Annotated in this window: 29 protein-coding genes and 1 pseudogene; 18 read left to right on the top strand and 12 right to left on the bottom strand. The window is 60.7% G+C overall.

Annotated elements, in window-relative coordinates; all coding sequences use genetic code 11:
- Window positions 1-111: 111 nt before the first annotated feature.
- Window positions 112-1,047: a 4-hydroxybenzoate octaprenyltransferase gene (gene ubiA / locus AC0L8G_RS04180; RefSeq protein ID WP_473387058.1), complete on the top strand. Its 936-nt coding sequence runs from the start codon at window positions 112-114 to the stop codon at window positions 1,045-1,047.
- A 143-nt stretch (window positions 1,048-1,190) separates the two neighbouring features.
- Window positions 1,191-1,616, top strand: coding sequence for a peptide-methionine (R)-S-oxide reductase MsrB (gene msrB / locus AC0L8G_RS04175; RefSeq protein ID WP_473388795.1), 426 nt, complete (start codon window positions 1,191-1,193; stop codon window positions 1,614-1,616).
- Between the two features lie 14 nt (window positions 1,617-1,630).
- Here msrB and AC0L8G_RS04170 read toward each other — a convergent pair whose 3' ends face one another.
- On the bottom strand, window positions 1,631-3,115 hold the full coding sequence (locus AC0L8G_RS04170) for a DUF2793 domain-containing protein (protein ID WP_473387055.1): 1,485 nt from the start codon (window positions 3,113-3,115) through the stop codon (window positions 1,631-1,633).
- Between the two features lie 213 nt (window positions 3,116-3,328).
- On the opposite strand from AC0L8G_RS04170, the gene AC0L8G_RS04165 reads away from it, so the two are divergent.
- Together AC0L8G_RS04165 and AC0L8G_RS04160 are read left to right on the top strand one after the other, a co-directional pair.
- The gene (locus AC0L8G_RS04165; protein WP_473387053.1) at window positions 3,329-4,201 is read left to right on the top strand and encodes a mechanosensitive ion channel family protein; all 873 of its coding nucleotides are present in this window, start codon (window positions 3,329-3,331) and stop codon (window positions 4,199-4,201) included.
- Between the two features lie 105 nt (window positions 4,202-4,306).
- Window positions 4,307-4,591, top strand: coding sequence for a DUF6460 domain-containing protein (locus AC0L8G_RS04160; protein ID WP_473387052.1), 285 nt, complete (start codon window positions 4,307-4,309; stop codon window positions 4,589-4,591).
- 2 nt (window positions 4,592-4,593) lie between these two features.
- Here AC0L8G_RS04160 and AC0L8G_RS04155 read toward each other — a convergent pair whose 3' ends face one another.
- A complete protein-coding gene (locus AC0L8G_RS04155) occupies window positions 4,594-4,911 on the bottom strand; it encodes a winged helix-turn-helix domain-containing protein (protein WP_473387050.1) in 318 nt (105 codons plus the stop codon).
- 3 nt (window positions 4,912-4,914) lie between these two features.
- A complete protein-coding gene (locus tag AC0L8G_RS04150; RefSeq protein WP_473387049.1) occupies window positions 4,915-5,568 on the bottom strand; it encodes a hypothetical protein in 654 nt (217 codons plus the stop codon).
- Between the two features lie 183 nt (window positions 5,569-5,751).
- On the opposite strand from AC0L8G_RS04150, the gene AC0L8G_RS04145 reads away from it, so the two are divergent.
- Window positions 5,752-6,297, top strand: a complete 546-nt coding sequence (locus tag AC0L8G_RS04145; RefSeq protein WP_473387047.1) for a hypothetical protein — start codon at window positions 5,752-5,754, stop codon at window positions 6,295-6,297.
- A 65-nt stretch (window positions 6,298-6,362) separates the two neighbouring features.
- Here AC0L8G_RS04145 and AC0L8G_RS04140 read toward each other — a convergent pair whose 3' ends face one another.
- From AC0L8G_RS04140 to AC0L8G_RS04130, 3 genes are all read right to left on the bottom strand, one after another.
- Window positions 6,363-7,001, bottom strand: a complete 639-nt coding sequence (locus tag AC0L8G_RS04140) for a phage tail protein (protein ID WP_473387045.1) — start codon at window positions 6,999-7,001, stop codon at window positions 6,363-6,365.
- A 99-nt stretch (window positions 7,002-7,100) separates the two neighbouring features.
- Window positions 7,101-7,832 carry a VPLPA-CTERM sorting domain-containing protein gene (locus tag AC0L8G_RS04135; RefSeq protein ID WP_473387043.1) on the bottom strand — a complete coding sequence of 244 codons (732 nt, stop codon included), beginning with the start codon at window positions 7,830-7,832 and terminating at the stop codon, window positions 7,101-7,103.
- 243 nt (window positions 7,833-8,075) lie between these two features.
- The gene (locus AC0L8G_RS04130; RefSeq protein WP_473387041.1) at window positions 8,076-8,495 is read right to left on the bottom strand and encodes a hypothetical protein; all 420 of its coding nucleotides are present in this window, start codon (window positions 8,493-8,495) and stop codon (window positions 8,076-8,078) included.
- 83 nt (window positions 8,496-8,578) lie between these two features.
- Between AC0L8G_RS04130 and AC0L8G_RS04125 the strand changes: the two genes are divergently transcribed.
- From AC0L8G_RS04125 to rpoH, 4 genes are all read left to right on the top strand, one after another.
- Complete coding sequence (locus AC0L8G_RS04125) at window positions 8,579-9,694, top strand: RluA family pseudouridine synthase (RefSeq protein ID WP_473387039.1); 1,116 nt, start codon at window positions 8,579-8,581, stop codon at window positions 9,692-9,694.
- A gap of 216 nt (window positions 9,695-9,910) precedes the next feature.
- Window positions 9,911-11,770 (top strand): ATP-binding protein, encoded by a 1,860-nt coding sequence (locus tag AC0L8G_RS04120; RefSeq protein ID WP_473387037.1) that lies wholly within the window; start codon window positions 9,911-9,913, stop codon window positions 11,768-11,770.
- Between the two features lie 9 nt (window positions 11,771-11,779).
- Window positions 11,780-12,775, top strand: coding sequence for a substrate-binding domain-containing protein (locus tag AC0L8G_RS04115; protein WP_473387036.1), 996 nt, complete (start codon window positions 11,780-11,782; stop codon window positions 12,773-12,775).
- A gap of 299 nt (window positions 12,776-13,074) precedes the next feature.
- Entirely contained in the window at window positions 13,075-13,998 is a 924-nt protein-coding gene (rpoH, locus tag AC0L8G_RS04110) for an RNA polymerase sigma factor RpoH (protein ID WP_473387034.1), read from the top strand.
- Between the two features lie 123 nt (window positions 13,999-14,121).
- Here the strand turns inward: rpoH and AC0L8G_RS04105 are convergent.
- The 4 genes and pseudogenes from AC0L8G_RS04105 to AC0L8G_RS04090 all read right to left on the bottom strand — a co-directional run.
- Window positions 14,122-14,937: pseudogene (locus tag AC0L8G_RS04105) on the bottom strand (YihY/virulence factor BrkB family protein); the annotation flags it as partial.
- A 53-nt stretch (window positions 14,938-14,990) separates the two neighbouring features.
- Window positions 14,991-15,164 carry a DUF4169 family protein gene (locus AC0L8G_RS04100; protein WP_473387033.1) on the bottom strand — a complete coding sequence of 58 codons (174 nt, stop codon included), beginning with the start codon at window positions 15,162-15,164 and terminating at the stop codon, window positions 14,991-14,993.
- On the bottom strand, window positions 15,161-15,919 hold the full coding sequence (locus tag AC0L8G_RS04095) for a pseudouridine synthase (RefSeq protein WP_473387031.1): 759 nt from the start codon (window positions 15,917-15,919) through the stop codon (window positions 15,161-15,163). The genes AC0L8G_RS04100 and AC0L8G_RS04095 overlap by 4 nt, the downstream gene beginning before the upstream one ends.
- 76 nt (window positions 15,920-15,995) lie before the next feature.
- Entirely contained in the window at window positions 15,996-17,189 is a 1,194-nt protein-coding gene (locus tag AC0L8G_RS04090; protein ID WP_473387030.1) for a glycosyltransferase family 87 protein, read from the bottom strand.
- 408 nt (window positions 17,190-17,597) lie between these two features.
- Between AC0L8G_RS04090 and AC0L8G_RS04085 the strand changes: the two genes are divergently transcribed.
- From AC0L8G_RS04085 to AC0L8G_RS04055, 7 genes are all read left to right on the top strand, one after another.
- On the top strand, window positions 17,598-17,903 hold the full coding sequence (locus AC0L8G_RS04085; protein WP_473388794.1) for a BrnT family toxin: 306 nt from the start codon (window positions 17,598-17,600) through the stop codon (window positions 17,901-17,903).
- Complete coding sequence (locus AC0L8G_RS04080; protein WP_473387028.1) at window positions 17,836-18,165, top strand: BrnA antitoxin family protein; 330 nt, start codon at window positions 17,836-17,838, stop codon at window positions 18,163-18,165. The genes AC0L8G_RS04085 and AC0L8G_RS04080 overlap by 68 nt, the downstream gene beginning before the upstream one ends.
- A complete protein-coding gene (locus AC0L8G_RS04075) occupies window positions 18,149-18,580 on the top strand; it encodes a nucleoside deaminase (RefSeq protein WP_473387027.1) in 432 nt (143 codons plus the stop codon). Before AC0L8G_RS04080 ends, AC0L8G_RS04075 begins: the two co-directional genes overlap by 17 nt.
- Before the next feature lie 24 nt (window positions 18,581-18,604).
- Complete coding sequence (locus tag AC0L8G_RS04070; protein WP_473387025.1) at window positions 18,605-19,018, top strand: DoxX family protein; 414 nt, start codon at window positions 18,605-18,607, stop codon at window positions 19,016-19,018.
- A gap of 126 nt (window positions 19,019-19,144) precedes the next feature.
- Window positions 19,145-20,371: an acyl-CoA dehydrogenase family protein gene (locus tag AC0L8G_RS04065; RefSeq protein ID WP_473387024.1), complete on the top strand. Its 1,227-nt coding sequence runs from the start codon at window positions 19,145-19,147 to the stop codon at window positions 20,369-20,371.
- A gap of 110 nt (window positions 20,372-20,481) precedes the next feature.
- Window positions 20,482-21,471 carry a DMT family transporter gene (locus AC0L8G_RS04060; protein ID WP_473387023.1) on the top strand — a complete coding sequence of 330 codons (990 nt, stop codon included), beginning with the start codon at window positions 20,482-20,484 and terminating at the stop codon, window positions 21,469-21,471.
- A gap of 107 nt (window positions 21,472-21,578) precedes the next feature.
- Complete coding sequence (locus tag AC0L8G_RS04055) at window positions 21,579-21,995, top strand: MAPEG family protein (RefSeq protein WP_473387021.1); 417 nt, start codon at window positions 21,579-21,581, stop codon at window positions 21,993-21,995.
- Here AC0L8G_RS04055 and AC0L8G_RS04050 read toward each other — a convergent pair.
- Entirely contained in the window at window positions 21,992-22,927 is a 936-nt protein-coding gene (locus tag AC0L8G_RS04050) for a PAS domain-containing protein (RefSeq protein WP_473387020.1), read from the bottom strand. The genes AC0L8G_RS04055 and AC0L8G_RS04050 overlap by 4 nt on opposite strands.
- A gap of 199 nt (window positions 22,928-23,126) precedes the next feature.
- Here AC0L8G_RS04050 and AC0L8G_RS04045 point away from each other — a divergent pair, with 199 nt between their 5' ends.
- A complete protein-coding gene (locus tag AC0L8G_RS04045) occupies window positions 23,127-23,438 on the top strand; it encodes a hypothetical protein (RefSeq protein WP_473387018.1) in 312 nt (103 codons plus the stop codon).
- A gap of 38 nt (window positions 23,439-23,476) precedes the next feature.
- Entirely contained in the window at window positions 23,477-23,815 is a 339-nt protein-coding gene (locus AC0L8G_RS04040) for a cupin domain-containing protein (RefSeq protein WP_473387016.1), read from the top strand.
- A gap of 78 nt (window positions 23,816-23,893) precedes the next feature.
- Here the strand turns inward: AC0L8G_RS04040 and AC0L8G_RS04035 are convergent, their stop codons facing one another.
- The gene (locus tag AC0L8G_RS04035; RefSeq protein ID WP_473387015.1) at window positions 23,894-25,276 is read right to left on the bottom strand and encodes an MATE family efflux transporter; all 1,383 of its coding nucleotides are present in this window, start codon (window positions 25,274-25,276) and stop codon (window positions 23,894-23,896) included.
- Window positions 25,277-25,332 lie beyond the last annotated feature (56 nt).

The following is a 25,332-nucleotide window of genomic DNA, read 5'->3' as shown; positions in this document are numbered from 1 at the left end:
GTGCTGGCGAGTGGGTCCCGGATCTGCGACGCAGCGTTTCACGCTGCATCGCGTCCGGGATGACAGAGAGATAATTTTGCCAAGACCTGTCCTCCGCGCTACATCAGCTCCATGACCAGCCCCGCCCCGATTGCAACCCCCGACGCCGTGCCCGGCAACTGGACCGCCCGCGCCCCGGCATTCGCCCAGCCCTATTTGCGGTTGATGCGCGCCGACCGGCCTGTGGGGACATGGCTGTTGCTCATTCCCTGTTATTGGGGGCTGGCGCTGGCCGCCGCCGCCGGCCATGGCGGACTGCATCTCCTCTGGTACGCCGCGCTGATGAGCATCGGCGCCTATGTGATGCGCGGCGCGGGCTGCGCCTATAACGACATTGTCGACCGGGATTTCGACGCGCGGGTCGAGCGCACGGCGGCGCGTCCGATCCCCGCCGGGCAAATCAGCGTGAAACAGGCCTGGGCGTTTCTCGTCTTTCTTTCCTTCATCGGCCTTGCGGTGCTGTTGCAGTTCAACCGCTTTGCGGTGCTGCTCGGGCTCGGCTCGCTCGCTTTGGTGGCGATCTATCCCTTCATGAAGCGCATCACCTGGTGGCCGCAGGCCTGGCTCGGCCTCACCTTCAATTGGGGCGCGCTGGTCGGCTATGCAGCCGCGACCGGCACGCTGCACTGGCAAGCCTTCGCGATCTACGCCGCCGGGTTTTTCTGGACGCTGTTTTACGACACGATCTACGCCCATCAGGACACCGAAGATGATGCGCTGATCGGCGTTAAATCCACCGCGCTGCGGCTGGGCGAAAAAACCGCGCCGGCGCTCGGCCTGTTCTTCGCCATGACGGTGACCTTGTTCGCGCTCGCGGGCGCCTTGATCAGCGCCCATCCGCTCTATTATGTCGCGCTGGCGCCCGGCGCGGCGCATTTCATCTGGCAATTGAAACATCTCGACACCAGCGACAATCACAACTGCTTGACCCTTTTCAAATCGAACCGCGATGCGGGGCTTTTGCTTTTGCTCTCGCCGCTTTGTGAACTCGCCTTGCGTTCTCTTTGAAACGCCCGGTCGCTAGAAAAGATCCGTTGATTTTTCATTGCAGACCAAGGAACACTGGCATGATCAGACTGACCCGCCGCCATCTGACCCTCGCCTTGCTTGGCGCGGCCGCCGGTTGCGGCGTGCAGACACAGGAAAAAGCCATGGCTAAAAACCCGGACCCCGACTCCATTCCCGATTACGACAAATGGCAATTGCCGAACGCCGAATGGAAAACCCGCCTGTCGCCGGAGGCCTATGCGGTGTTGCGCAAGGAAGCGACGGAGCGCGCGGGCACAAGCCCGTTGAACGACGAAAAGCGCGACGGCGTTTTCGCTTGCGCCGGCTGCGGCTTTGATCTGTTCAAATCCGAGACGAAATTTGAAAGCGGCACGGGCTGGCCGTCTTTCTGGGACTTCATTCCCGGCGCGCTCTCCACCAAGACAGACATCAAGCTGATTATTCCGCGCACAGAATATCATTGCGCGCGCTGCGGCGGTCATCAGGGCCATGTCTTCAAGGACGGCCCGGCGCCGACGGGGCTGCGCTATTGCAACAATGGCGTCGCGCTCACTTTCAAACCCGCCTGACATCACGCCCGCCGTCATGAGCGGCCCGGCCGCGCTTCGACGGCTTTGACCCGCTCATTCAGCGCCTCGATCAGCACCGCCTGAATCTCCACCGTCTCCACAAGACGCTGGACCCATTCTCCTGCGGTCAACTGTCCGTTCACCGGATCGAAATCCGCCTCATTCGGCAGCGCGGCGAGATGGCGTTTTTCCTTCCAGTGTTTCGCATAACCGTCGAGGGTCAGGGGATCGTAGTCGGAGCCGATGCGCGCGGCGAATTTGCGCATGGGTTCATGGCGGCGAAGGATGGTTTCGTCGCGCAAGACCTCGCCCGTCTCCAGATCCCTTTCCACAATGCGCCTGTCCGGAACCTTGCCGTCCCATTTCTGCGCGTCGACGGCGCCGTCCAGCGCCTGATCGAAGACATAGCAGGACAGAAGCGTGTTCTCGTCATAAACGCCCACGGCGTTGATTGTGCCCTGACCTTTGTCGCCGCCGGCCGGCGCCCCCATGACGAGCCCTTCATAGACGGACATCCGGACCGTGCGCGACGCAGCGCCGTCAGAGGTTGTGTGAACTTCGAAACTGACCCCGTTGGCTGACGCCGTGAAATTTTCATGCGCCTTCATCCCCATATAAGCGATATTGCCGGAAAAATCGCCGCCGCTGTGATAGGCCTTGACGAAGAAGCCGCCGATAAAGTCACCGGCATTCACCGCAGACGGACTCGCCTTCGTCCCGCGTGACTTCTGAAAGGTGAAATTGCCGCCGCCGGCCGAGCTTTGATAGTTTGTGAGCGAAAGCATCGGCAGCCCTGAATCGTCAACAATCACGGAGAGCGGCGTCGCCGCCATCGCCTCGAATGTTGCTGCGCCGGTGTTTCTGTCGATGATGAGCGCCTCCGCCCAGGCGGAACCGTCAGCGCTGACCTTCACATGGAAATCATCATCGCCGGCGAGACCGAATTCCGCCCGCCCTGAGGCGCCGGTCTGAAACAACAGCGATGCGGTATCGCCCGCCGCATCCTTGTTGATCTTGACCTGACAGTCGCCGGAGCCCGGCGTCACATCATCATGATTGAACAGCACCGCATCGGATTTGACGGCCAGCTTGTTGGTCACATCGGCGCTTGTGTTGACCCCGAATTTCGCCGCTGTTTCCGCGCCTCCCCCGCCGCCGGAAAGCACGCCCCATGCGGCGCCGTTGAAAATGACGAACTCATCAGCATCCGCGACCCAGACGCGCAAGCCCTCGAATGGCGTTATCCGCGCCCAGGCGCCGTCCTGATAGGCGACGAGATCATGCTCGTCATACGCGTCCCACGCCTCCCCGCTCGCGCCCGCCGCGATCAGATACGCATCGCCCTCCGCCGGGGAAGCGGGCTCGGCGGTTTCCGTCCGTGAACGGACCACCGCCTGCGCCAGCGCATCGAGACGGCGGAAACTTTCGTTCACCGTGACATGTTTTTGCGCCTGACTTGGCGCGACATAGGAAAGGGAAAGGCGGGGAGACTGCTCCATGTGATCCGGCTCCAGCTATCGCAAAACTCAACGGCGCCCATCATAGGGCCGTGCCGGAAGGCGGGGATAACTACGCACCGAATGCGGGATTCATGAAAGAATTCATCACATAGGATGTATTTTCGCGCGGCGTGTTCAACTTATTGGGGCGTAAAATTTGGCGCATTCAGCAGTTCGTCCTATACCCGCCGAAAATCGACAAGGAGATTTCTTATGCAAGACGGAACGACCCCCACGGCAACCACCGAAACAAGCGGCGCCAATCTCGATATGGCGGTGACTTTCCTGCAAGGATTGACGGAAAAAGCCGCCGCCTATCTGCCCAGCGTGGTTGGCGCGCTGATCGTTCTGGTGGCCGGGTTGTGGGTCGCCGGACGCATCAAGAATGTCGCCGCCGCCGCCATGACCCGCACCGGGCGCATCGACACGACGCTTGCCGGTTTCCTGTCGAGCCTTATTCACTATGGCCTGATCGCGCTGGTGCTGATCACCACGCTGGGGATTTTCGGCGTGCCGACCACCAGCTTCGCCGCGATTATCGGCGCCGCCGGCCTCGCCATCGGCCTCGCACTGCAAGGCACGCTCGGCCATGTGGCCTCCGGCGTGATGATGCTCGGCTTTCGCCCGTTTGACGTAGGCGATTATGTGGAGGCTGCGGGAGTCGCAGGCAGCGTCAAGAATATCGGCCTGTTCACCACCGAGATCGCGACGCCCGACAATAAGAAAATCATCGTGCCCAACGGCAAGATCTTCGAAAGCGTCATCACCAATTATGCGGGCTATCCGACGCGCCGGGTCGATCTCGTTTTCGGCGTCTCTTACGGCGACGATCTCGACAAGGCGATGGCGCTGATCAAATCGGAAGTGGAAAAGCAATCCCTCGCCAAATCGGACCCGGAGCCGGTCATCGCCGTCGATACGCTGGGCGCGTCTTCGGTTGATATTATCTGCCGGGTCTGGGTCGAGCGGGCCGATTATTTCGCCGTGAAATGGGCGCTGACGAAATCGGTGAAAGAGCGTTTCGACGCGGAAGGCGTTTCCATCCCCTTCCCATGCCGCAGCATCTATATGGAAAAAGCAGCCTAGCGCCGGCCTGCGCGAGCGGCGCCCCGCCATTGTATGGGGCGCCGATCCCGCCTATTTTATCGTCACGAGACACAGGGCCAGCAACAGGGCCAGCAGGAGCAGGACATGCCGGAAGAAAGCTTGAAAGAACGGCTGACGCGCGGCGGAACCGGTCGCACGATCATCAAGCTGGTCATCGCCAGCGTGATTGTCGGCGCGGTGTTCAAGCTGCTCAATATCGGCGTGCGCGAATTCTGGAGCGGCCTGTTCCACAATGTCAGCGACCTGATCTCCATGCTGGGCGACAGCGTCGGCGAAATCATCATCACGCTCGGCACTTATTTCCTGATCGGCGCCGGGATCGTGGTGCCGATCTGGCTGATCACGCGGCTCCTGTCGTCACGCAAATAAAGCTATTCCGCCGCTTTCGGCCGCAAGAACTCTTCCATCCGCGCAATATACGCGATCCACGCCTCGCGCCCCTTGGCGGTCAGCGACACGATGGTTTGCGGGCGGCGGCCGCGAAATCCCTTTTCCAGGGAAACATAGCCCGCATCTTCGAGCTTTCTGATGTGTACGGACAAATTGCCGTCCGAGCCGCCGACCTTGGCTTTCAGTTCATTAAAGTCGGCAACCCCCGCCCCAGACAGATACGCCATTACGGACAAGCGCACCCGCCCGTGAATGACATCGTCAATCTCGCGATAATCGAAATCCGGCGCGACGCTCATGGTCTAGACAATCTCTTTCGGTTCTCCGCGCATGAGCATCAATCCCGGCAGCACAGCGCATGCAAAACATCCCGCCGCGCCTACAAGAAACTGGTAGGGGGCGCCAGCCATGAACAAGGCGGTGATGCTGAAGGCCCAGGAAATGAAGGCGAAGCCTTTCAGCCAATGCGCCCGCGCCGCCACGGCGGAAGCGTAAAACGCGACGCCATAAACCCCGAAAGCAATCGGGAACATCAAGGTGAACAGGAAAAATTTCGGCACGCCGAATTGGGTGAAATCGTCATGGGCGAAAATCAGCGCAATCCAGAACACCGTCATGAATATGCCGACAGAAAACCAGGTCGCCGCGGCGGTGCGGTTGCCCAATGTCATCGCGCCCGGTTTGCTTCCGCGGCGGCGCGCCAGCGTCATCGAGGCGATCCAGCCGACAATCCCCGCCGCCGCCCATGGCCCGAACAGCCCCGCCGGGCCGACCGAGATCATGCCGGAAAGCGCAAAGAAGGAGAGCAACGACGCGACGCCCATCACCCCGCCCCACAACACATAATAGGCGCCGCCAACCAGCGGCGCATCGCGCCCTTCCTCGGCGAGCGAACGCACATAAGCGAGGTCGCTCGCAATATCCGGCGTCATCTTGTCTGAAGAGGCGTCACTCATGGTCGGCATCCTTCCATCTTCCATTCCGTCGGCGCGCGCAGACCCCGACGGCCCAAAACCGGCCCCGCAGGCGCGCATTACAAAATCTACTTTACAAAATAAAGTACTTTTGATTTTATTCAAGCGGCACCCGGTCATACGGGTATGAATTTCGCCGGAATGCCCGCGAGAAAGGACCAGCCGATGAAGATCCGACCCTTGTCCGCCGCAATTTTGGCCAGCCTCTTACCGCTTGGCGCCCTCGCCCAGCCCTATCAACCGCCCGCGCCTGTCGTGAAGGAAGCCATGGCCAAGCTCAACTGGATTGTCGGAGAGTGGCGCGGCGAAGGCTGGCGCACCGGCCCGGAAGGGCGCGAGACCTTTCAGGTCGCCGAACAGGTCGACAGCGAGCTGGAAGGCATGCTGATCGTCTTTCACGGACGCGGCTGGTCCATCGGCGCGAATGGCGAAGAAATCCCCGGCCATAAGGCCTTCGGCGTGCTGTCCTACGACGCCTATGGGAAAACCTATCGCTTCGACGCCTTCGTCAAGGAAGGCTATCAGTCGCGCACGGAACCGGAGGTGGGCGAGAATGAATATCGCTGGTCGCATCCGGCGGGGCCCGGCGCGCGAATGCGGTACCATGCGCGGCTCACCGATGCGGGCGAGTGGCTGGAGACCGGAGAGCGCTGCGTCGAGGAGACTTGCACGCAGTTTCTCGAAATGACGCTGAAGAGAGTGTCAGAGTAATCTGCACACAAATAAAAACCCCGCCCGGAACCGGGCGGGGCTGAATCGCAAGACGGCGCCCGGCGCTAGCTGCGCGACGGATAGATCCCTTCCATGCAAACGATATAATTGATGCCGAGGCGCGGCCCGTCGATCGTAACGGACTGGCCGCCGCCGGCGGGGGCGACCGTTGTCGATGACGCAATGGCGCTGACGCCCATATCCGTGTTCGCCGGCCCCGCCGCATAGATGCGGTCATTGCCGTCATCGGAAAGCACATTGCCGGTCGGGATATTGGTTGTGCCGCTGGAGGTCGTCGCCTTCAGCGTCGTTTCCGTCGTCGCGGTGTGGGCGTGCGACGGCAACTGATTGGCCGTCAGCGTGGTGGTGTCCGCACCGTATTTCTGCCCCAGGGCCACATTCACCACGCCCGGGCCATTGCCGTGCTGCACCGGCGCGCGGCCGCGCAGGTCAGGCAGCGCGAAAGTGGTGCGGCCATCGCCGCCATAGGTCGTGCCGTAGATGGAAAACAGCGCCGAATGCTGGCTGACCGCCAGCAACTGGCCTTGCGCCAGCGCCCAGCCGCGCGGGGCGAAATTGCCGCCGAACAGTTTCAATTCGCCCATCATGCACTCTTGCGCCATAGCGCCGGACGTTGCGCCCATGGCCGCGAAACAGGCGGCGGCGCCCGCCGCCAGCATCGTGGTTTTCTTTGTAAGGGACATTTCTCTCTCCATGATCTGATGGCCCAATAAACTACGCATCCGACGCCGGGCCTGGCGCATCAGATAAGCGGTAGACTGAATAGTCGTACAAAAGCGGTGTTAGGCGCGCGCCGGCTTCGATTTGCGCCGCATCGCGCCCATGCCGCCAAGAGCGGTCAGCATCAAGACGAACGCGCCGGGGATGGGCACTTCGCCGACAACCACATCGCCTGCAAGCTCAAGCGAGAAAATGAAACCGTTGAGGAACGCGCGGCCGCCATCGGATTCGGCTTGAAAGTCGAAATCCGCCAGCAGCGACAGCACCGAAAAGGCGGCGGCGGTTGACACAACGCCCCCGTCATCGAGGCTGAGCAGATCCGGCAAGGTCGGCAAATTCGCATTCACCTCGAAGAAGTCGAACCCGCCTTCCGCACCAATATCGCCAGAGGCGATTTCAAGAGCCGCGCCGACAATCGTCCGCAGCGACGTGCTGGCCATGGATGCGAGGACGTCGAAATCATATTCAATGAACGGGGCGTTGTCGTTGACCTCGACCGCCGGGCTCATGGTGAAAACAAGGTGCGCCGACGTTGCGTCCGCGACGCCGGTGACGAGGATCGTCGAGGGGTCAATCTCTTCATCGCTGTCGTCGAAATTCAACACCCAGCCATCGAAAATCACATCATCAACAGTGATGACCCCGCCCGCATAAAGCTCTTCCAATGTGCAACTGGTGGCGTTTGCGCATCCGCTGGTCATCACCGCCGCCTGCGCCGATGTAAACAAGCTGCACGAAGCGGCGATCGCCGCAGCCAATACGCCGCGAATAGACAAAATGATCCTGTCATTCATGTTTAGAAAACTCCCCCATGAGTTTCACACGCCGCGACATGAACGCGACTGCATATTTGCGGCTGTACTAAATCAGATGTTTTCGCGAAAGGACATGGTGTGTTTCCACCATTCGCACCATTCGCGAAAATACTTTTGCACAAAGCGCAAGCGCAGCATTCCCTTCGCAAGCGCAAACCGCCGGGAATGCCGCAGCCGGAATTTCCGTTTACGGATTTTTCGCCGCGCCGCGCCGGAGACCGCTTAGCGTTCCGATAAAGGCGCGCCATCAGCGTGTTGGAACGGAATGCGCGCAATGACTTCGCCTTTAGCGAGATCATAGACCACGACCACGACCCCGTCCGGACCATCAAGGCGCACCGCCAGCCGGTCGCCATCCAGCGCAATCGCACCGGGCGCCGCGCCCGCAGGCATGATGATCGCCGCCGCCTCGCCGGACTCGACGGCGGGAGCCGCCTCAACCACCGCCGGGCTTTCTGCTTCGCCCGCTTTATCGCGGCCGGGTTTGCCGAACATCGCGATGATCGCCGCCACAACCACCAGAAACACCGCCGGCATGGTCAGGATGATGATCCACAGATTGCGCGTGCCGATCGACTGGGCGAGTCCGCCAACGCCCGCCGCCGGGGACGCCTCGTTTTCATGATGGTTATTATCGCTCACGGGAAGATTTCGCTCCTTGCGGCCTGCCGGACTGGCTGGTGGGACTGGCTTGTTTGGCCTTTGCCCGCTACACCGCCCTGCTTATGACCGCAGACGATGAAACCCTCAAGCCACAACTCGGGCCAGAACTAGGACCAGAACCGGGACCGGACGCATCCGGCGCCTATGTACTGACCATAGGCGAGGAAGACGCTGGCGAGCGCATCGACAAATGGCTGGCCGCCAAAATTCCGGACCTGACCCGCACCCGCCTCAAGGCGCTGATCGGCGACGGCGTCCTGACCCGCGACGGCGAGCCTTTCACCGACGCTTCCTATAAGACGCGGCAGGGCGAAACCTACCGGCTGGTTCCGCCGCCGCCGGAGGACCCGGCGCCGCTGGCCGAGGCGATGGATCTCGACGTTGTCTATGAGGATGCGGACATCATCGTGGTCAACAAGCCGGCCGGGCTGGTGGTGCATCCCGCCCCCGGCGCCTGGACCGGCACGCTGGTCAACGGCCTCATTCATCATTGCGGCGACACGCTGTCGGGGATTGGCGGCATGCGCCGGCCCGGCATCGTCCACCGCATCGACAAGGACACGTCGGGCCTGCTGGTCGTCGCCAAGCATGACGCCGCGCATCAGGGCCTGTCCGCCGCCTTTTCCGCGCACGATATCGACCGGGTCTATGAAGCGGTCGCGGTCGGCGCTCCGCGCCCCGGCGTCGGCACCATCGAAGGCGCGCTCGCCCGCAAGACCCATGACCGCACCAAGATGACGGTGGTCGAAGAATTCATCTGGGATGATGACGAGGAAGACTACAAGCCCCGCAAGGGCGCCCGTCATGCGGTCACCCATTACAAAGTCATCGAAGCCTTTGGCCGGACCCGCGCGAAGCTGAAAGGCGACGCCCTCGCCTCGCTGATCGAGTGCACGCTGGAAACCGGCCGCACCCATCAGATCCGCGTGCATCTTGCTTCAATCGGCTGCCCGCTGGTCGGCGACCAGACCTATGGCCGCGGCCCCGGCCTTGCGGGTCTCAAACCCGGCGACGCCGCCGGCGATGTCGCGATTGAGACGATCCGCAATTTCAAACGCCAGGCGCTGCATGCGAAAGTGCTCGGCTTTGCGCATCCGGTCAGCGGCGAGACCATGCGCTTTGAACGCGCGGCGCCGGAAGATTTCCAAACCCTGCTCACCGCTTTGCGCGCGCTCTAATTGCACATCGGCGCCGCCGCATTTGTGACAGCGCATTAAGGATGTTGCGCAATCATTTTTGCGCAATTCACTTTACCGACATGCAGACTCGCGCACTGTGCGCGCTTTACACAAAAAATTCTTTCGCAATGCGGCGAAACCTTCGTCGCAGTTAAGCACGCTTTTACAGATTTCGCTTTTCTTCGTCTTGTCGGGGAGAGAAAGCGGACGACGACGGTGACGATCAATGCCAAGAGCCTGCATCATCTATTCAGACGAAAATATGTAGCCGGACTTGTCCTGCTTGCGCTTCTCGTTGGCGCATCCCTGTTCATATTTTTTGACCAGACATCGCATCAGGCCGGCCGCGCCGAACTGATCGGGCTCGCTTCTACGCAAAAAGCGCTGAGCCAGCGCGTGGCGTTCTTCTCCAATGAATTAAGCGGTCCGCATAATTCGGACCGGGACGCCGTGCGCGCCGAATTACGCGCCGCCATCGCGCAGATGCGCAAGGCCCATGCGGTGCTGTCCAATGCGGGAGACGCCAGCACGCAACGCCATCTCGACACCGTCCACGAGATCTATTTCAACGACAATGCGCCCCTCGACCAGGAAGTGAAAGCGTTTCTGGACAGCGCCGAGCGGCTGCTTGAAGAGGCCCTGTCGCCTTCGGAAACCAGCGCGCTGATCTCTGAAATCAACCTGCTCGGCATGCACACCATCATGCAGACCCATGATGTGATCGCACGCATCATCACCTATGAGGCCGAGCAGGCGATCACCCGCACCAATATCATTCAGATGATCTTGATGACGCTGATCATCCTGCTGCTTGTCGCGGAATCGATTTTGATTTTCGAACCCATGGGCCGAAAGATCGAGGAAAGCGTCCACCGCGCGGAGATCTCTGAACAAAACGCCCTTGAAGAAGCCGGACGCGCGCGCGCCGCCGATGAGGCGAAAACAAATTTCCTGCGCATGATGAGCCACGAACTCAGAACGCCGCTCAATGCGGTAATCGGACTCACCAATCTTTTGCGCATGACGCAGCTCGATGAAAAACAGGGCCTTTACGCCGAACATATTGAAGGCGCGGGACGGCACATGCTGTCCATCGCCAATGATATTCTCACCATCAACCAGCATTCGGCGGGGCGGATGAAAATCACGACGGCGCCGGTCAATCTCGCCGCCGAGATAAGAACCGCTGCGGAATTGATGACGCCGAAGGCCGACGAACTTGGTCTCAGCCTCTCCGCCGAGATCGGCGATTGCACCGACGCGCTCTACGATATCGACGCCGCGCGCCTGCGCCAGGTGGTCTATAATCTCGTCGGCAATGCGCTGAAATTCACCAGCGAAGGGGCCGTCCGCATCGTCGCCGAGGCGCGCCCGGCGCAACGCGCAGATGAAGCCGACATCACCATCCGCGTATGCGACACCGGCATCGGCGTGCCCGCCGACAAGCAAGACAAGATCTTCGAGGAGTTTGAACAGGCGCACCGCCTTGGCGAACGCTCTTATGGCGGCGCCGGGCTCGGCCTCGCCATCAGCCGCCGCATTATCGAGGCGATGGGCGGCGCGCTGACTTTGGAAAAATCAACATCTGAGGGAAGCACTTTTCTGATCGCGCTGCGCCTTAAAAAAGCGGCGCCGAGCGAAGCGCCGCAGCAAGCGCCCGTCATCGCAGGCGCAAATGACCGGCGCGGCGAACCGGGCGCCGTGCTGGTCGTCGACGACAATCTCCCCAACCGGATGATCGCCGGCGCCTTCCTGACCAAAGCCGGTTGCGACGTCGTCTATGCGGAGAATGGCCAGGAAGCGCTCGACGCCTGGTCGGAAAACAACGCCTTCTCCATCATCTTCATGGATATCGAAATGCCGGTGATGGACGGGCTCGCCGCGACGCGGGAATTGCGCACGCGCCAGCCAAGCCATGAAACAAGAACGCCGGTCATTGCGCTCACCGCGCATGCATTGCCGGAAGACACGGAAAACCTTCTCGCCAGCGGCTTTGACGCAGTATTGCGCAAGCCGGCGAGCGAACAGGAAATCATCGACTGCATGCGGCGCTATTGCGTGCGCCACGCGGCTTAGGGGGACATCATGACGATCGGGGGAGTTTTACGGATTTGCCTTGCGGCGAATCTTTTCATCTGCGCAGGCGCAGCGGCGGAAACCAAGATTGTCGGCTCATCGACAGTTTCGCCCTTCGCGCATATTTCCAAGCGCCGCCTTGCAGACAAGGGCGTCGATGTCATCATTGAAACAACCGGCACCAGCGGCGGCTTCTCGCTGTTCTGCGGCGGCGGCGACGCCGGATACGCCGCCATCACCCTCGCCTCCCGCCCGATCAAAGCGGATGAGCGCGCGCGCTGCGCGCAAAACGGCGCCGGCGATCTGATGGAATTCGAACTGGGGCTATCGGGCGTCATCATCGCGGCGAAGAAAACCCGCCACCCGCTGGCGCTGCGGCGAGAGGATCTGTTCCTGGCGCTCGCCGCGCAAACTCCGGCCAGCGACAGCGACTGCCGCCTGATCGACAATCCGCGCCATCGCTGGCGCGATGTGCGCGCCGGCCTGCCCGATGCGCCGATCGAAGTCTTCGGCCCGCCGACCACCTCCGGCACGCGCGCCTCCTTCATCGATCTCGCGCTGGCGGAGGGCGCCGGCGCCAATCATTGCATGCGCATGCTGCGCGCGCGCGACCGCGACGCTTATGACAAAGCCGCAACCACGCTGCGGATGGACGGCGCCTGGATCGACGCCGGCGAGAATGACAATGTGATCATCGCCGCCATCGGCCGCATGCCCCATGCGCTCGGCGTGATCGGCTATCCGCAATTCGTGCAGCATCGCGCGCGGCTCACCGCCATGCCCGTGGACGGCGTGGCGCCGACCCGCGACAGCATCGGATCGGAAACCTATCCCCTGTCGCGCACCTTGCGGGTCTACGCCAAGACCGCCGCGCTGGCGGCGAACCCGAAGGCCCGGGCGTTTATCACGGAACTCACCGGCCCGGCGGCCATCGGCCCCGGCGGCTATCTCCTGCGCGAGGGGCTGATCTCGCTCGCGCCGCCGCCCGCCAGCGGCGCGGAATAAGCCCGCGACGATCACGCAATTGCGCGCGCCCGCGACTCTCATGTGACTGGAATTTCGCCCTATTTTCGGCGAAAATGCCCCGTAAAGTAACGGTTTAGCGGGCTCCCAAGGCCATTTTCCGCCCTCGCTTTCGGGGCCAACCCTTGGGATCGCGGTTTCGGATACCTATATAAAGCCCAGAGCGCCCGGAAAGAGGCGCCTTCCAATGGGGGCTTTCATGACCGCAATCGCCGATGCTGGCCCCGTTCTAGATACGCCCGCCCTTTGACCGGGGCGCACTGGAGAGAGATCACGCGCCGATGAGCAAAGCACTGACAACCACAACCGGCTCCGCCTTGACGCCAGAGGGAAGCCTCTCGCGCTATCTCGCGGAGATCCGCAAATTTCCGATGCTGGAAAAGGATGAGGAATACATGCTGGCGAAACGCTTCGCCGAGCATGAAGATCCTGACGCCGCGCATAAACTCATCACCTCGCATCTGCGTCTCGTGGCGAAAATCGCCATGGGCTATCGCGGCTATGGCCTGCCGATCGGCGAAGTGATTTCCGAAGGCAATGTGGGCCTGATGCAGGCGGTGAAGAAATTCGACCCGGAAAAAGGCTTCCGCCTCGCGACCTATGCGATGTGGTGGATCCGCGCCTCGATCCAGGAATATGTCTTGCGCTCCTGGAGCCTGGTGAAAATCGGCACCACCGCGGCGCAGAAAAAACTGTTCTTTAATCTGCGCAAAATCAAAGGCCAGATCGAAGCCGTTGATGATGGCGATCTGCGCCCGGAACAGGTCGAGCATATCGCGACCAAACTCGGCGTCACCAATGAAGACGTCATCTCCATGAACCGGCGCATGTCGGGCGGCGAAGCCTCCCTCAACGCGCCGATGGGCAAGGACGCAGAAGGCGGCGGCGAATGGCAGGACTGGCTGGTGGACGACAACGCCGTCAATCCGGAAATGAAGCTCGCCAATGAAGACGAATATGACATGCGCATGGGCCTGCTCGAAACTGCGCTGGCGACTTTGAATGAGCGCGAGCAGCACATTCTGACCGAGCGCCGCCTGAAGGATAATCCGTCTACGCTGGAAGAGCTGTCTCAGGAATATGGCGTGTCGCGCGAGCGCGTTCGCCAGATCGAAGTGCGCGCTTTCGAAAAACTGCAGAAAGCCATGAAGCGCATGGACAAGGACGCCAAACAGCAAGCGGCGGAAACAGCCGAAGCGCTTTAAGACATCAACGCTGTTGCGGCGCGCCGCCGTCCCCGCCGGCGCCCGCTTTGGCCTTAAATGGGCCTGCTGCTCGATCTCAGAATCGATTTCGGCGCCGAGCAGAAACACAAAAGCCGACACCCAAAACCACATCAGCAAGACGACAACCGCGCCGATAGAGCCGTAGGTTTCGTTGTAATTGGCGAAATTCTGTACGTAGACGGAGAAAAGCGCCGACGCGATGATCCACAAGATCACCGCCGCGCCCGCGCCGGGGCTGAGCCATTTCCATGAAGCTGCGGGGCGCGACGGCGCAAATTTATACAGCGCGGCGATGCCGAGCCATGCGCCCGCAAACAGGATCGGCCAGCGCGCGTAACCGATGGCCGGCTCGACCACGGCGCCCAGTCCTGCAAATTCGAACAGGATCGGCACAATCGCGACCGCCGCCAGCGCGGTCGCAAAGCCAACCACCACTGCAATGGTCATTGCATAGGCCTGCGCGTTGAACATCAAAAAGCCGCGCGTTTCATTTTCATTATAGACAATATTCAGCGCCTGCATGATCGCCTTGATGGCGCGCGAGGCGCTGAAAACCGTCACGGCGAGACTGATCACTAGCGCAGCGCCGATGGAGCGCTCATCGCTGGCGGCGACATCAATCGCCTGCGCACGCAGGGCCAGCACCACATCGCCCGGGAGGATCGGCGAAAACCCGGTAATTTGATTTGAAATGGTCACCGGGTCCGCGACCAGCCCCCAGACCGAGACCACGGCCGCAATGCCGGGAAAAATCGCCAGCAAGGCGTAAAAGGCGATGCCCGCCGCGGTCAGCCCGATGCGGTCATTGTTGATTTGCGCCAGAACCCGGCCCGGAAGGCGCCGCCAATGCCGCAGGGAAAGCTGCACAAAAGGCGGCTTGTCGAGGGAGGGATCACGGGGATTCAAACGGTCTGCCATGAGAGGCGAACAGCCCGGCGCGCAATAGGTTCTCCGCGCCCGCACAAGAAGATTTAGTCTATCTCATGCCCGTCGAGATCGCGCTCACGCCTTGACTGCTCGGCTTGCGACTTTTTCTTGTCGGCCCTGGTCTGCCCGAATTTCGCGCGGTTTTCCTCGGCGCGCTTTTCTTTCTCGCTGCGGGCTTTCTTTTTGCGAAAGCTGTTGAGATTAACGACGTCGCTCAAAGTCCGATCTCCTCGCAGATCTTTTTGCCGAGTTGTTCTTTAAGCTGTTTGCCGGGAACCTCTTCAATATCGTCTTTCGGCAGCTTGCCGAGCTGAAACGGTCCGTAGGCGGTGCGAATAAGCCGGTTCACCTGAAGATCGAGATGGCGCATGAGATTTCTGACTTCGCGGTTCTTGCCTTCATTGATGGAAAGCGTGATCCAGGAATTGCCGCCCTGCAACTGGTCGAGCGTCGCGCGCACCGGACCATATTGCACGCCGTCAATCTCGACGCCGTCTTTCAGGCTGTCGAGCGCCTTTTGCGTGACCCGCCCATAAGCGCGCACGCGATAGCGCCGCGTCCATCCCGTCGAGGGCAGTTCAAGCCGGCGCGAGAGATCGCCGGAATTGGTCAGCAGCAACAATCCTTCGGTGGTCAGATCGAGACGACCGACGGAAATCACCCGCGGCAACCGACCGGCCAGCGCTTCGAACACGGTCGGGCGGCCTTGCGGGTCCTTATGGGTCGTCACCAGCCCGTCGGGTTTGTGATAACGCCACAGACGCGGCGCGTCCGGCTTGCCGACGCGGGTGCCGTCAATGCGGATATCCATATCCGGCGTCACCTTGAACGCCGGCGTGGTCAGGGTCTCGCCATTCACGGTGACGATCCCTTGTTCGATGAGTTTTTCCGCGTCCCGGCGCGAGGCGACGCCTGCGCGCGCCAGAAACTTGGCGATGCGCTCGCCGGCCTGCATGTTCTTTTCTTCTGTCATGCGGGGGGTCCTAGCACTGCCAGCGACAGGGGGACAGACCCCTTGTGACGGGCGCTGCCCCTTGCGGCCAATCCGGTTAACCCGGCGCGGCGTGAAGCGCCGCCGCGGCGGGCCGGTCCGCGCGGACCATGATCGAAAGCACCAGGGCGAAGGCGCTGACGCTGATCAAAAACGGCGCCGCAGCGCCAAGAAAACCCGGCAATAGCGGCGACGCGATCATCCAGCCGGCCGCGCCCATCAGATACAGTGCTTCCGGCGAGCGATGGCTCGCCGCCTGACGGGCGATAAACGCCGCCGGCAATATCAGCGCCGCCATTTCATAGGCGTAAGCATAGGGCGAGGCGAGAATGGCGCCGGCGCTGACAAGCGCCGCCTTGCCCAGCACATCGCCGGGGCGGCGCCAGACAATCGCAACCACGATCATGATCATGGCGGAGAACACATATTGCGCGCTGACCGCAAAAGCGGCGGGGGCGCCAAGACTGCGAAGCTGGCCGAAAAGCGCCGTCATGCCTTGCGGCGGGGTGTGCAGGCCCGGCCCGACCACATCAGCATTAAGCCGCGCCACGGCGTCGAAGAAATCCCGCCATCCTTCTATGCCGAACATCAAAAAAGACGGCGCATGGAAAATGATCGCTGTCGCCACAGCAACGGCGATTGTGCGCCAGGCGCCGATGACGAGAAATGCGGCCGGCAGCAATATTCCAAGCTGCGGCTTGATGGTGAGCAATCCGGCGGCGACGCCCGCGATCAGCCAGCGGCGCTTTGGATCGTATACGGATAAAAACAAAAGCCCGGCGGTCGCCAGGCTGACCTGTCCATTGTCGAGCACATTGAGGCAAAGCACCGAAAAGCCGAGCAGCCAGAAAGCGCGCCCGCTGATCTCGACCGACTTCAGGACCATCAGCATGACCATCCAGCCGCTGGCGCACCACAACACATAAGCAAGCTTGTAGGGAAGATAGGCGAAAGGCGCGGTGACAAGGAACATGGTCGGCGGGTACTGCCACATCATGCCGAGATGGGGCAGCGGCGCCAGCTCTTTCAGCTTCGCATCGAACAGCTCGAAATTGTAAGCGTCCAGCGCGTGGCCGGAGATGACGAAATCGCCAGCGGTGTAAAAGGCCAGAAAATCACCGCCGAGCACGCCGGTTTCGCTGACCACAATGCCGTCGGTCAGCAGCAGCGCGCCGAGAATGGCCGCGCAAAACGCCGCCGCATAGGCGATGCTCGCCCGGCAGGCCAGTCTTGTAAACGCCGCCTCATTCATCCTGCGATCCCGCTTTCAAGCGATGAAATTTGCGCGTTCAGGGTTAAGAACGGACTAAAACGGGCCAGCGCCGGAAGCTGACTAAACAACCTCAATGAAGACGACCAACATTTCATTATCCTGTTGAGTGAAACCTTGATTTCGGACTAGCAAATTTTAGCTTGAGTGTGTGTACACAATCGTGTATACGATCATTTACCTGAAAGTGAGAAGTAGATAAAGATCAGATAGACAAGCAGCCAAACAAGTATAGAGACAAGTAACCAAGCAAGTAAACAGACAAGCAATTAAGAAATTAAGCAATCAACAGGAAAAAACCGATGAAACAATTTATAACAGCTGGCAACTGGCCAGCATTTCCAACATTGCGAGCGAAGTTCTCGCCCGGAGAAAGGTTAGTTGTCTCTCATGATCATATGGGACGAAGCAAAGCGCCAGGAGGTGCTTCATGATCGCGGTATTGATTTACTAGATGCGGCACTCATATTTGAATATCCAGAACGGGTCTTGGTTTGGCGTGATAATCGCAAAGACTACGGCGAAGATCGCTTTATTGCAGTCGGGATCGTTGAAGAGACCGCTTATCAGCTTGTTTATACTTGGCGCGATGACGCCATACGCCTGATAACAGCATGGAAAATCAGTAATGCCGACTACCAAAAATACAAAGAGCGCCTCGCTCAAGCAATTGAGGGAGATGAAGGAACAGGGTGAGGTTTATAATCCGCGCTCTGGTTCTGCCGAACACGATATCCCCGCAGAATTCTGGGAGAATGCCACACCTTTTGAAACTCCGGACAAAACATCGGTGCATTTGCGTCTCGACAGTGACGTGTTCGACTGGTTTCGCGCTCAGGGCAAAGGTCATTTGACGCGCATGAACGCTGTGCTTCGAAGCTATTACGAAGCACAGCGGAAAAAGCATCGTAAACTTGCGTACAAGCGAAGACCTACAATTCATGAGCCTCGCTCTTGAGGAGGCGCGCAAGGCCGCTATCGCGGGCGAGGCGCCGATTGGCGCGGTGCTGGTCGGCGAAACCGGCGAGATCATCGCCGCCGCCGGCAATGCGCCCATCGCCACCCATGACCCCACCGGCCATGCGGAAATTCGCGTATTGCGCGCCGCCGCGCAAAACCTGCGCAATTACCGCCTCACCGGCGCGACGCTTTATGTGACGCTGGAACCCTGCGCCATGTGCGCCGGAGCGATTTCAATCGCTCGCATCAAGCGCCTCGTCATCGCCGCCTCGGACCCGAAAGGCGGCGCCGTGTGGCACGGGCCGAAATATTTCGAGCAACCCACCTGTCACTGGCGGCCCGTCGTTGAACAGGGCCCCTTTGGCGATGAAGCGAGCACACTCCTCAAAGACTTTTTCCGCGCAAGACGGTAAGCTCGCCCGAAAAGGGAGCCCGTCATGACACGACTTCTTTTGCTTGAACCGCTTTCCCGATTTCAGGACGCCGCCTTGTTGATCACCCGCGCCCTCACGGGCGCTTTCCTGATCTGGGGAACGTGGGACAACATCTCCGATCCGGCGCGCATGGCCGAGTTCATACAGTTTCTCACGCATTTCAAGTTTCCGGCGCCGGACAAGCTGGCGCCGCTGTCGGTCTGGATGCAGTTTGGTTGCGGCGCCTTGCTGGTCGCGGGGCTGTTCACCCGCTGGGCCGGCTTGATCATGGCGTTCAATTTCATTGTCGGCTTCTTGATGGTCCATCTCGCCGATGATTTCAGGGCGCAGTTTCCGGCGCTTATCCTGATCGCAGTCAATCTTCACTTTGCGGCGGCGGGCGGCGGGCGTTTCGCCCTGGACCGGTTCTTGCGCTAGCTGCGTTTGCAGCTTTCCCTTCCGGCGCCGGACGCTATCATGCGCGAGAATTTTCATCTGATCGCGCTTTCCGCCTGAAGCCCGCATCCCGTGTTTCGGCAAAGCGCTCCGACAAAGGAGCCCTCCATGGATTTCGCCTATTCCGACCGCTGCAATGATTACCGCAAACGCATTTCGAATTTCATGGACAAATATGTCTATGAAGGCAATGAAATCTATGAACGTCAGCATGCGGAGTTTGGACCCGGCGAAGGGCGCTGGAAAGTTCCGCCGATCATTGACGAGCTGAAAGACAAGGCGAAATCGGAAGGTCTGTGGAACCTCTTCCATACCGATCCGAAATGGGGGCCGGGCCTGTCTAACGCAGATTATGCGCCGCTGGCCGAACTGATGGGCCGGGTTCACATCGCGCCGGAAGTCTTCAACTGCGCCGCGCCGGACACCGGCAATATGGAAGTGTTGATGCAATACGGCTCCCCGGCGCAGCAAGAGCAATGGCTGAAGCCCCTGCTCGACGGCAAAATCCGCTCCGCCTTTTTAATGACTGAGCCGCGTGTAGCATCTTCCGACGCCACCAATATCGAAACCGAAATCAAGCGCGACGGCGATCACTATGTCATCAATGGCCGCAAATGGTGGTCTTCCGGCGCCGGCGATCCGCGCTGCAAGATCTTCATTGTCATGGGCAAGACCGACAAGAACGCCGACCGCCATGTGCAGCAATCGCAGATCCTCGTGCCGTCCGATGCGCCGGGAGTCAAAATCCTGCGCCATTTGCCGGTCTTCGGTTATGACGACGCGCCGCACGGGCATATGGAAGTCGAACTGAAAGACGTGCGCGTGCCGAAGGAAAACCTCATCCTCGGCGAAGGGCGCGGTTTTGAAATCGCGCAGGGGCGCCTCGGGCCGGGCCGCATCCATCACTGCATGCGCACCATCGGCGCGGCGGAAGTCGCGCTTGAAAAAATGGTGAAGCGCCTGCTCACCCGCGAAGCTTTCGGCAAGCCGATCTACAAACATTCAATCTGGGAGCAGCGGGTCGCCGAAGCGCGCATCGACATCGAAATGTCGCGGCTTCTAACGCTGAAAGCCGCCTGGATGATGGACACGGTCGGCAACAAAGTGGCGCAAGGCGAGATCGCGATGATCAAGGTCGCAGCCCCGCGCATGGCGCTGCGCGTTATCGATGACGCGATCCAGGCTCATGGCGGCGCCGGGGTCACCACCGATTTCGGCCTCGCGCAAGTCTATGCGGGCATCCGCACACTGCGTCTCGCCGACGGGCCGGATGAAGTTCACTGCCGCGCGATTTCGCGGATCGAATTCAAGAAACATTCAAACGCGGCCTCCTAGGCGGGACGCGTTGCCAGCCCGCTGAAAAGGCCATAAGAGGGGCGCATGAGATCGCCCGCCAACACCCGACTTCTCAAGCCGCTCCTTCTCTAAGCAGCGGCCGGGATTTCGTGATAAACCGGCTGCGGGCGATCCGCCAGCCGGTTTTTTACGCTCCGCAGTCACCGCAAAACAACGCCGCCGGAGACGTAGAGTTCATGTCCGCATCCTTCCGCCACACATCCGGGCTTATGCTCGCCGCCGCTGGCGCGACATTGTTCTCGCTGAAAGGGATCGCGATGAAGATCGCCTTCTCGCTCGGCGCCGGGGTCGAGCAGATGATGGCCCTGCGCATGGGGATCGCCCTGCCGTTTTTTATCGCCATTGGCTGGCGCGCGTCGGCGCGGCGGGAAATCCGCCCTTCTTTCAAGGTGGTGTCGAGCGCCTGCGCCCTCGGCATATTGAGCTATTATGTCTGCACCTGGCTTGATTTCACCGGGCTGAAATACATCTCCGCCCAGCTCGAACGGCTGATCCTGTTTCTCTATCCCACCATCGTCGCGCTGTTTGCGTGGATCGCTTATGGCGACAAAGTCACCTGGCGTCATGCGCTGGCGCTGATCCTGTCTTATGGCGGGGTGGCGCTGCTGGCGTTCAGGGAAGTCAGCGCGGTCGGTCATGACGCCTTGCTGGGCGCCGGGATCGTTTTCGCGACCGCCGTCCTGTTTGCGTTTTACGTCACCGCGAGCAAGACCGCCATCGCGAAACTCGGCGCGCCGCTTTTCACCAGCATCGCCATGAGCGCGGCGACGGTCCCCATCATCATTCACAGCATCGCGATTTCAGCCTTTGAGACCCCGCCGCTGTCGCCGGCGATCCTGGCGACCGGCCTCTTCCTCGCTATTCCCTGCACGGTTTTGCCGAGCCTGATGATCGCCGAAGCCATCGCCCGCATCGGACCGGGATTGATGAGCGCCACGGGCGGCATCGGTCCCGCCGCGACGGCGCTGGCCGCCGCGCTTGTCCTTGGCGAAGATTTCGGACCCACCCATGCGCTGGCGCTGGCCCTTACGGTCACCGGGGTCATGTTGTTGTCGAAGCCGGCGGCGAGCGCGCCCTGACCTAAACGCCCTGACCTTCGCATCTGGGCGCCGAAAATGTGATGCGCGCCGAATTTCTCTTCCCTGACGAATTTGGCTAGGTTCTCCGTCAAAAGAGAGGGACCCCCATGACCATGCTCACCCCCGTGCTCGCCCTTGTCGTCTGGACGCTCATCATCTGGACATGGATGTATGCAACGCGCATCCCCGCCATGCAAAAGGCGAGGTTTAATCCGCAAGACGCCATTCATCCCGGCTCGCTCAGCTCGCTGCCCACCGAAGCGAGGGTCGTCGCCGACAATTACAATCACCTGCATGAACAGCCGACGATCTTTTACGCGCTGGCGATCTATTCGCATCTGGTTGGGGTTGGCGATCCGCTGAATATCTGGCTCGCCTGGGGCTATGTGGCCGCACGCATCATTCATTCCTTCATGCAAATCGTCATGAAGAAAGTCATGTTGCGGTTTTACATGTTCACGGCCGGCACGATCATTTTGATGATCATCGCCGTGCGCAATCTGTTCGCGTTGATCGCGGCTTAAGCCTCGGCGGCGGCGCGGTCGCGGCCTTCCGGCGCAATGATGTCATTGACGTCGATGAAGCAACCGATCATGCGCGCCGCGCGGCCCTTTTCATTGCGGATCGCCTTGCCGCGTGAAACGAACCAGCGCCAGCCGCCATCACGGGTTTTCAGCCGGATGCGCACATTAAACGGCGCGCCGCTATTCAAATGGGCGCGCAAGGCGGCTGCATGCTGATCGCGATCATCGGGGTGAATGGCTTCTTCGATGGTGGCGAGACCAAACAGGCCGCGCTTTTTGTGACCAAGCAGGTCAAGCAGCGAGTCCGAGATCATCGTCCCGCCGGTCACCACATCCCAATCCCAGGTGCCATCGGTCGCTTCCGCCACCACCCATTCATTGCGCTCGATCATATCGGCGCTGTCGATCGCGCAGGCGACGCGGCGGCGAAAATGCGAAAGCACCGCGCCCGCCGCATCGGCGTCGCGGATCGGTTGCCGGGTCAAGGCCAGCATGACCCCAAGCGGCCTGCCGCATTCGTCCAGCATGGCGGCGCCCGCATAACCCGAAATCTCTTTCTCGACGAGAAACTGATCGCGCGGAAATTGCGCGGCGACATTTTCGGGATAGATGCACACGCCGTCTTCCATCGCGCGCGCGCAAGGCGTTCCGTCGAGACTGTAGGAAATATTCTGCACCATCTCGCCATCCGCCAGAAAGCGCATGGACCGCATAATATTCGAAAACGGGTTGAGACGGCTGATGACGAAAAAATCCGCACCCAGCGCATCGCTGGCGGCGCGGGCGAATTCAGTCAGCAATGCGGTGTCAGGAACAGCCGCGAGACGGAGACTGAGCTCTGCGATTAATTCTTCTGCACGTTGTGCTGATTTCGTCGCCGGCGGGGCGCTGTTAAATACCGGTTCAAGGTCAAGGGCGCGCGTTTGTGACATAGCCTTCTTCAATCGATCGGCCAGTCTCCCTCCTCCCTGGCGTTGAAATCAGCTTTTGTTATGAAAATCGTTGTTTAAGAAATCGTTATGCGAGGCGGGGCGCGGGTTTCAGGCCGAAAAACCGGCCGCCGCCTGATCATTCCGCCGGGCAGAAAATCACGCTAGGCTCAGCTTTCGGCGCAACAGGAGGCAGGACGGCATGTTCAATCTCGATCCGATGGGGCAATGGTTATTGCTGGCGGGGGTTGCTTATGTCGCCTTCATGATCGGCCGCTCGACCGCCGGCCCGCGCGAAAGCGTCGAGGCGCGCGAGATGCGCCGGATGAATGAAAAACAAGCAGCGGCCGACGCCTTCGCCGCGCTTTCCCCTGACGTGCGGTCGGATGTGGACCGGCTTTTGATGGACAAGCAAGTGATCCAGGCGATCAAAGTGATCCGCGAGCATACCGGCATGGGGCTGAAGGATTCCAAACTCGCCGCCGATCAGCGGCGCAAAGAGATTGCCGCCTGACGGCTTTTTACAACCCTTCCTGCGAGCAAGGTGATTGCATGATTTTTCCTGTCACGACTGATGGCGCCGAAGCAGAGCCTGGCGCGCCGGCCCCGGACCGCATCATCGAAGGGGCGCCGCAATTCAAGACATGGAACATCGAAGAACAGCCGGGCGGACTTTACGCCGGGATCTGGGAATCGACGCCGGGCAAATGGCGCATCGCCTATGATGAATGGGAATATTGCCACATTCTTTCGGGCGTGTCGGTGATCAGCGAAGAGGGCGGCGCAGAAATGCGCGTCGGCCCGGGCGACAGCTTCGTCATCCGCCCGGGCTTTAAAGGAACATGGGAAGTGATCGAAACGACGCGCAAGGAATATGTGGTCAGGCTCTAGTCGCGAGATCAGGAAAAGTGTGAAGCGGTTTTCCGGTTCGATCTCGCGACAAGGAATTCCAGAATGGCAAAAGCCGTTCTAGTCGCGCGTGACCATCCACAACCGCCCGCCAAGCAGCACCGCCGCCGCGAAGAGGCTGACCAGCAATCCCCACCAGACGCCGATTGCGCCCATGGACGTGCCAAGCCCGAGCCAGGCGGCGACGGGAAAACCGATCACCCAATAGCTGATGCCGGTCAAAATCATCGGCACACGAACATCTTTCAGCCCGCGCAGCGCCTGTCCGGCGGAGACCTGGATTGCATCGAACAGCGCAAAGGCTGCAGCAATCGGCAGGAAAGACTTCACCAGCGCCAGCACGACCGCATTATTGGCGTCGTCCGCATCCAGATAGAAGCCGGCAATCTCCGTCGGCCAGATCATCACCGGGATCGCGACCAGCATGATCGCGCCGACGCTGGTCAGCACCGACATCGCCGCGGCGCGGCGGACGCCCGGCTGATCTTTCGCGCCGGCCATCAACCCCACCCGCACGCTGCCCGCCATGGACAGACCCAGCGGCGTCATGAAGGCGACGGCGGCGACATTGAGCGCGACCTGATAGGCCGCCATTTCGTTGACGCCGATGCGCCCCATCAAAAACACAGCAGCGTTGAACAGCATCGCTTCGAAACCGATGGTGATCGAGATCGGCCAGCCGAGGCGCGCCACTTCACGAAAGCGCGGCCAGTCGGAACGGAAGAAATTGTGAAACAGCTCGAACCGTTTCGCGCGCTTTTCCCACATGATGTAGGCGACCAGCGCGAAAAACCCGATAGCGTGCGAGAGCGACGAGGCGATCCCCGCGCCGACCAGTTCCAGCCGCGGAAATCCCCAATGTCCGTAGATCAACACATAGTTCAGCAGCGCATTGATGATGGTCGTCAGGATGATCACCACCAGCGGCGCGCGGGCGCGTTCAATCGCGGCGAGAAAATTCCGCAAAATGATGACGCCGAGCGCAAAAGGCAGGCCCGGCACCAGCGCCAGAATGTAAGGCTCGGCGAGCGCCGCGATCTGCGGCGGCTGTCCGGTCATCAACGCAAATTCTTCAGTGAAAAAATAGGCCAGCGACAGGATCGGCGCGCCGATCCCGACCAGCCACAACCCCATGCGCACTGAACGGCGCACATCGCGCACATCATCCGCATCGGCGCCGAGCGCTTGCGAGACCATGGGCGACACCGCCATGGCCGGGCCCATGCCGGCGACGAACAGAACATAGAACATGACAATGCCGAGCGCGGCGGCGGCGAGCGGCTCCGGCCCGAGCTGGCCGATCATCACCACGTCGACCGTGTTGATGGAAAATTGCACAAGCTGCGTCAGGCCCATGGGCACGCCAATGGCCATCAGCGCGAAGAATTCGCGCCGCCAGGGCCCTTTTGCCGGGGCCGGCGTCAATGTCGCATTCGTGGTCATGTAAGCAATACCATGCGCTCGGGGGGCGCGAGGCGTGTCTAGCGGTTCCGCACTCG

The organism is Hyphococcus sp. D3-15 (genome assembly GCF_055809375.1).
This window is presented reverse-complemented; position numbering and strand designations above follow the sequence as displayed.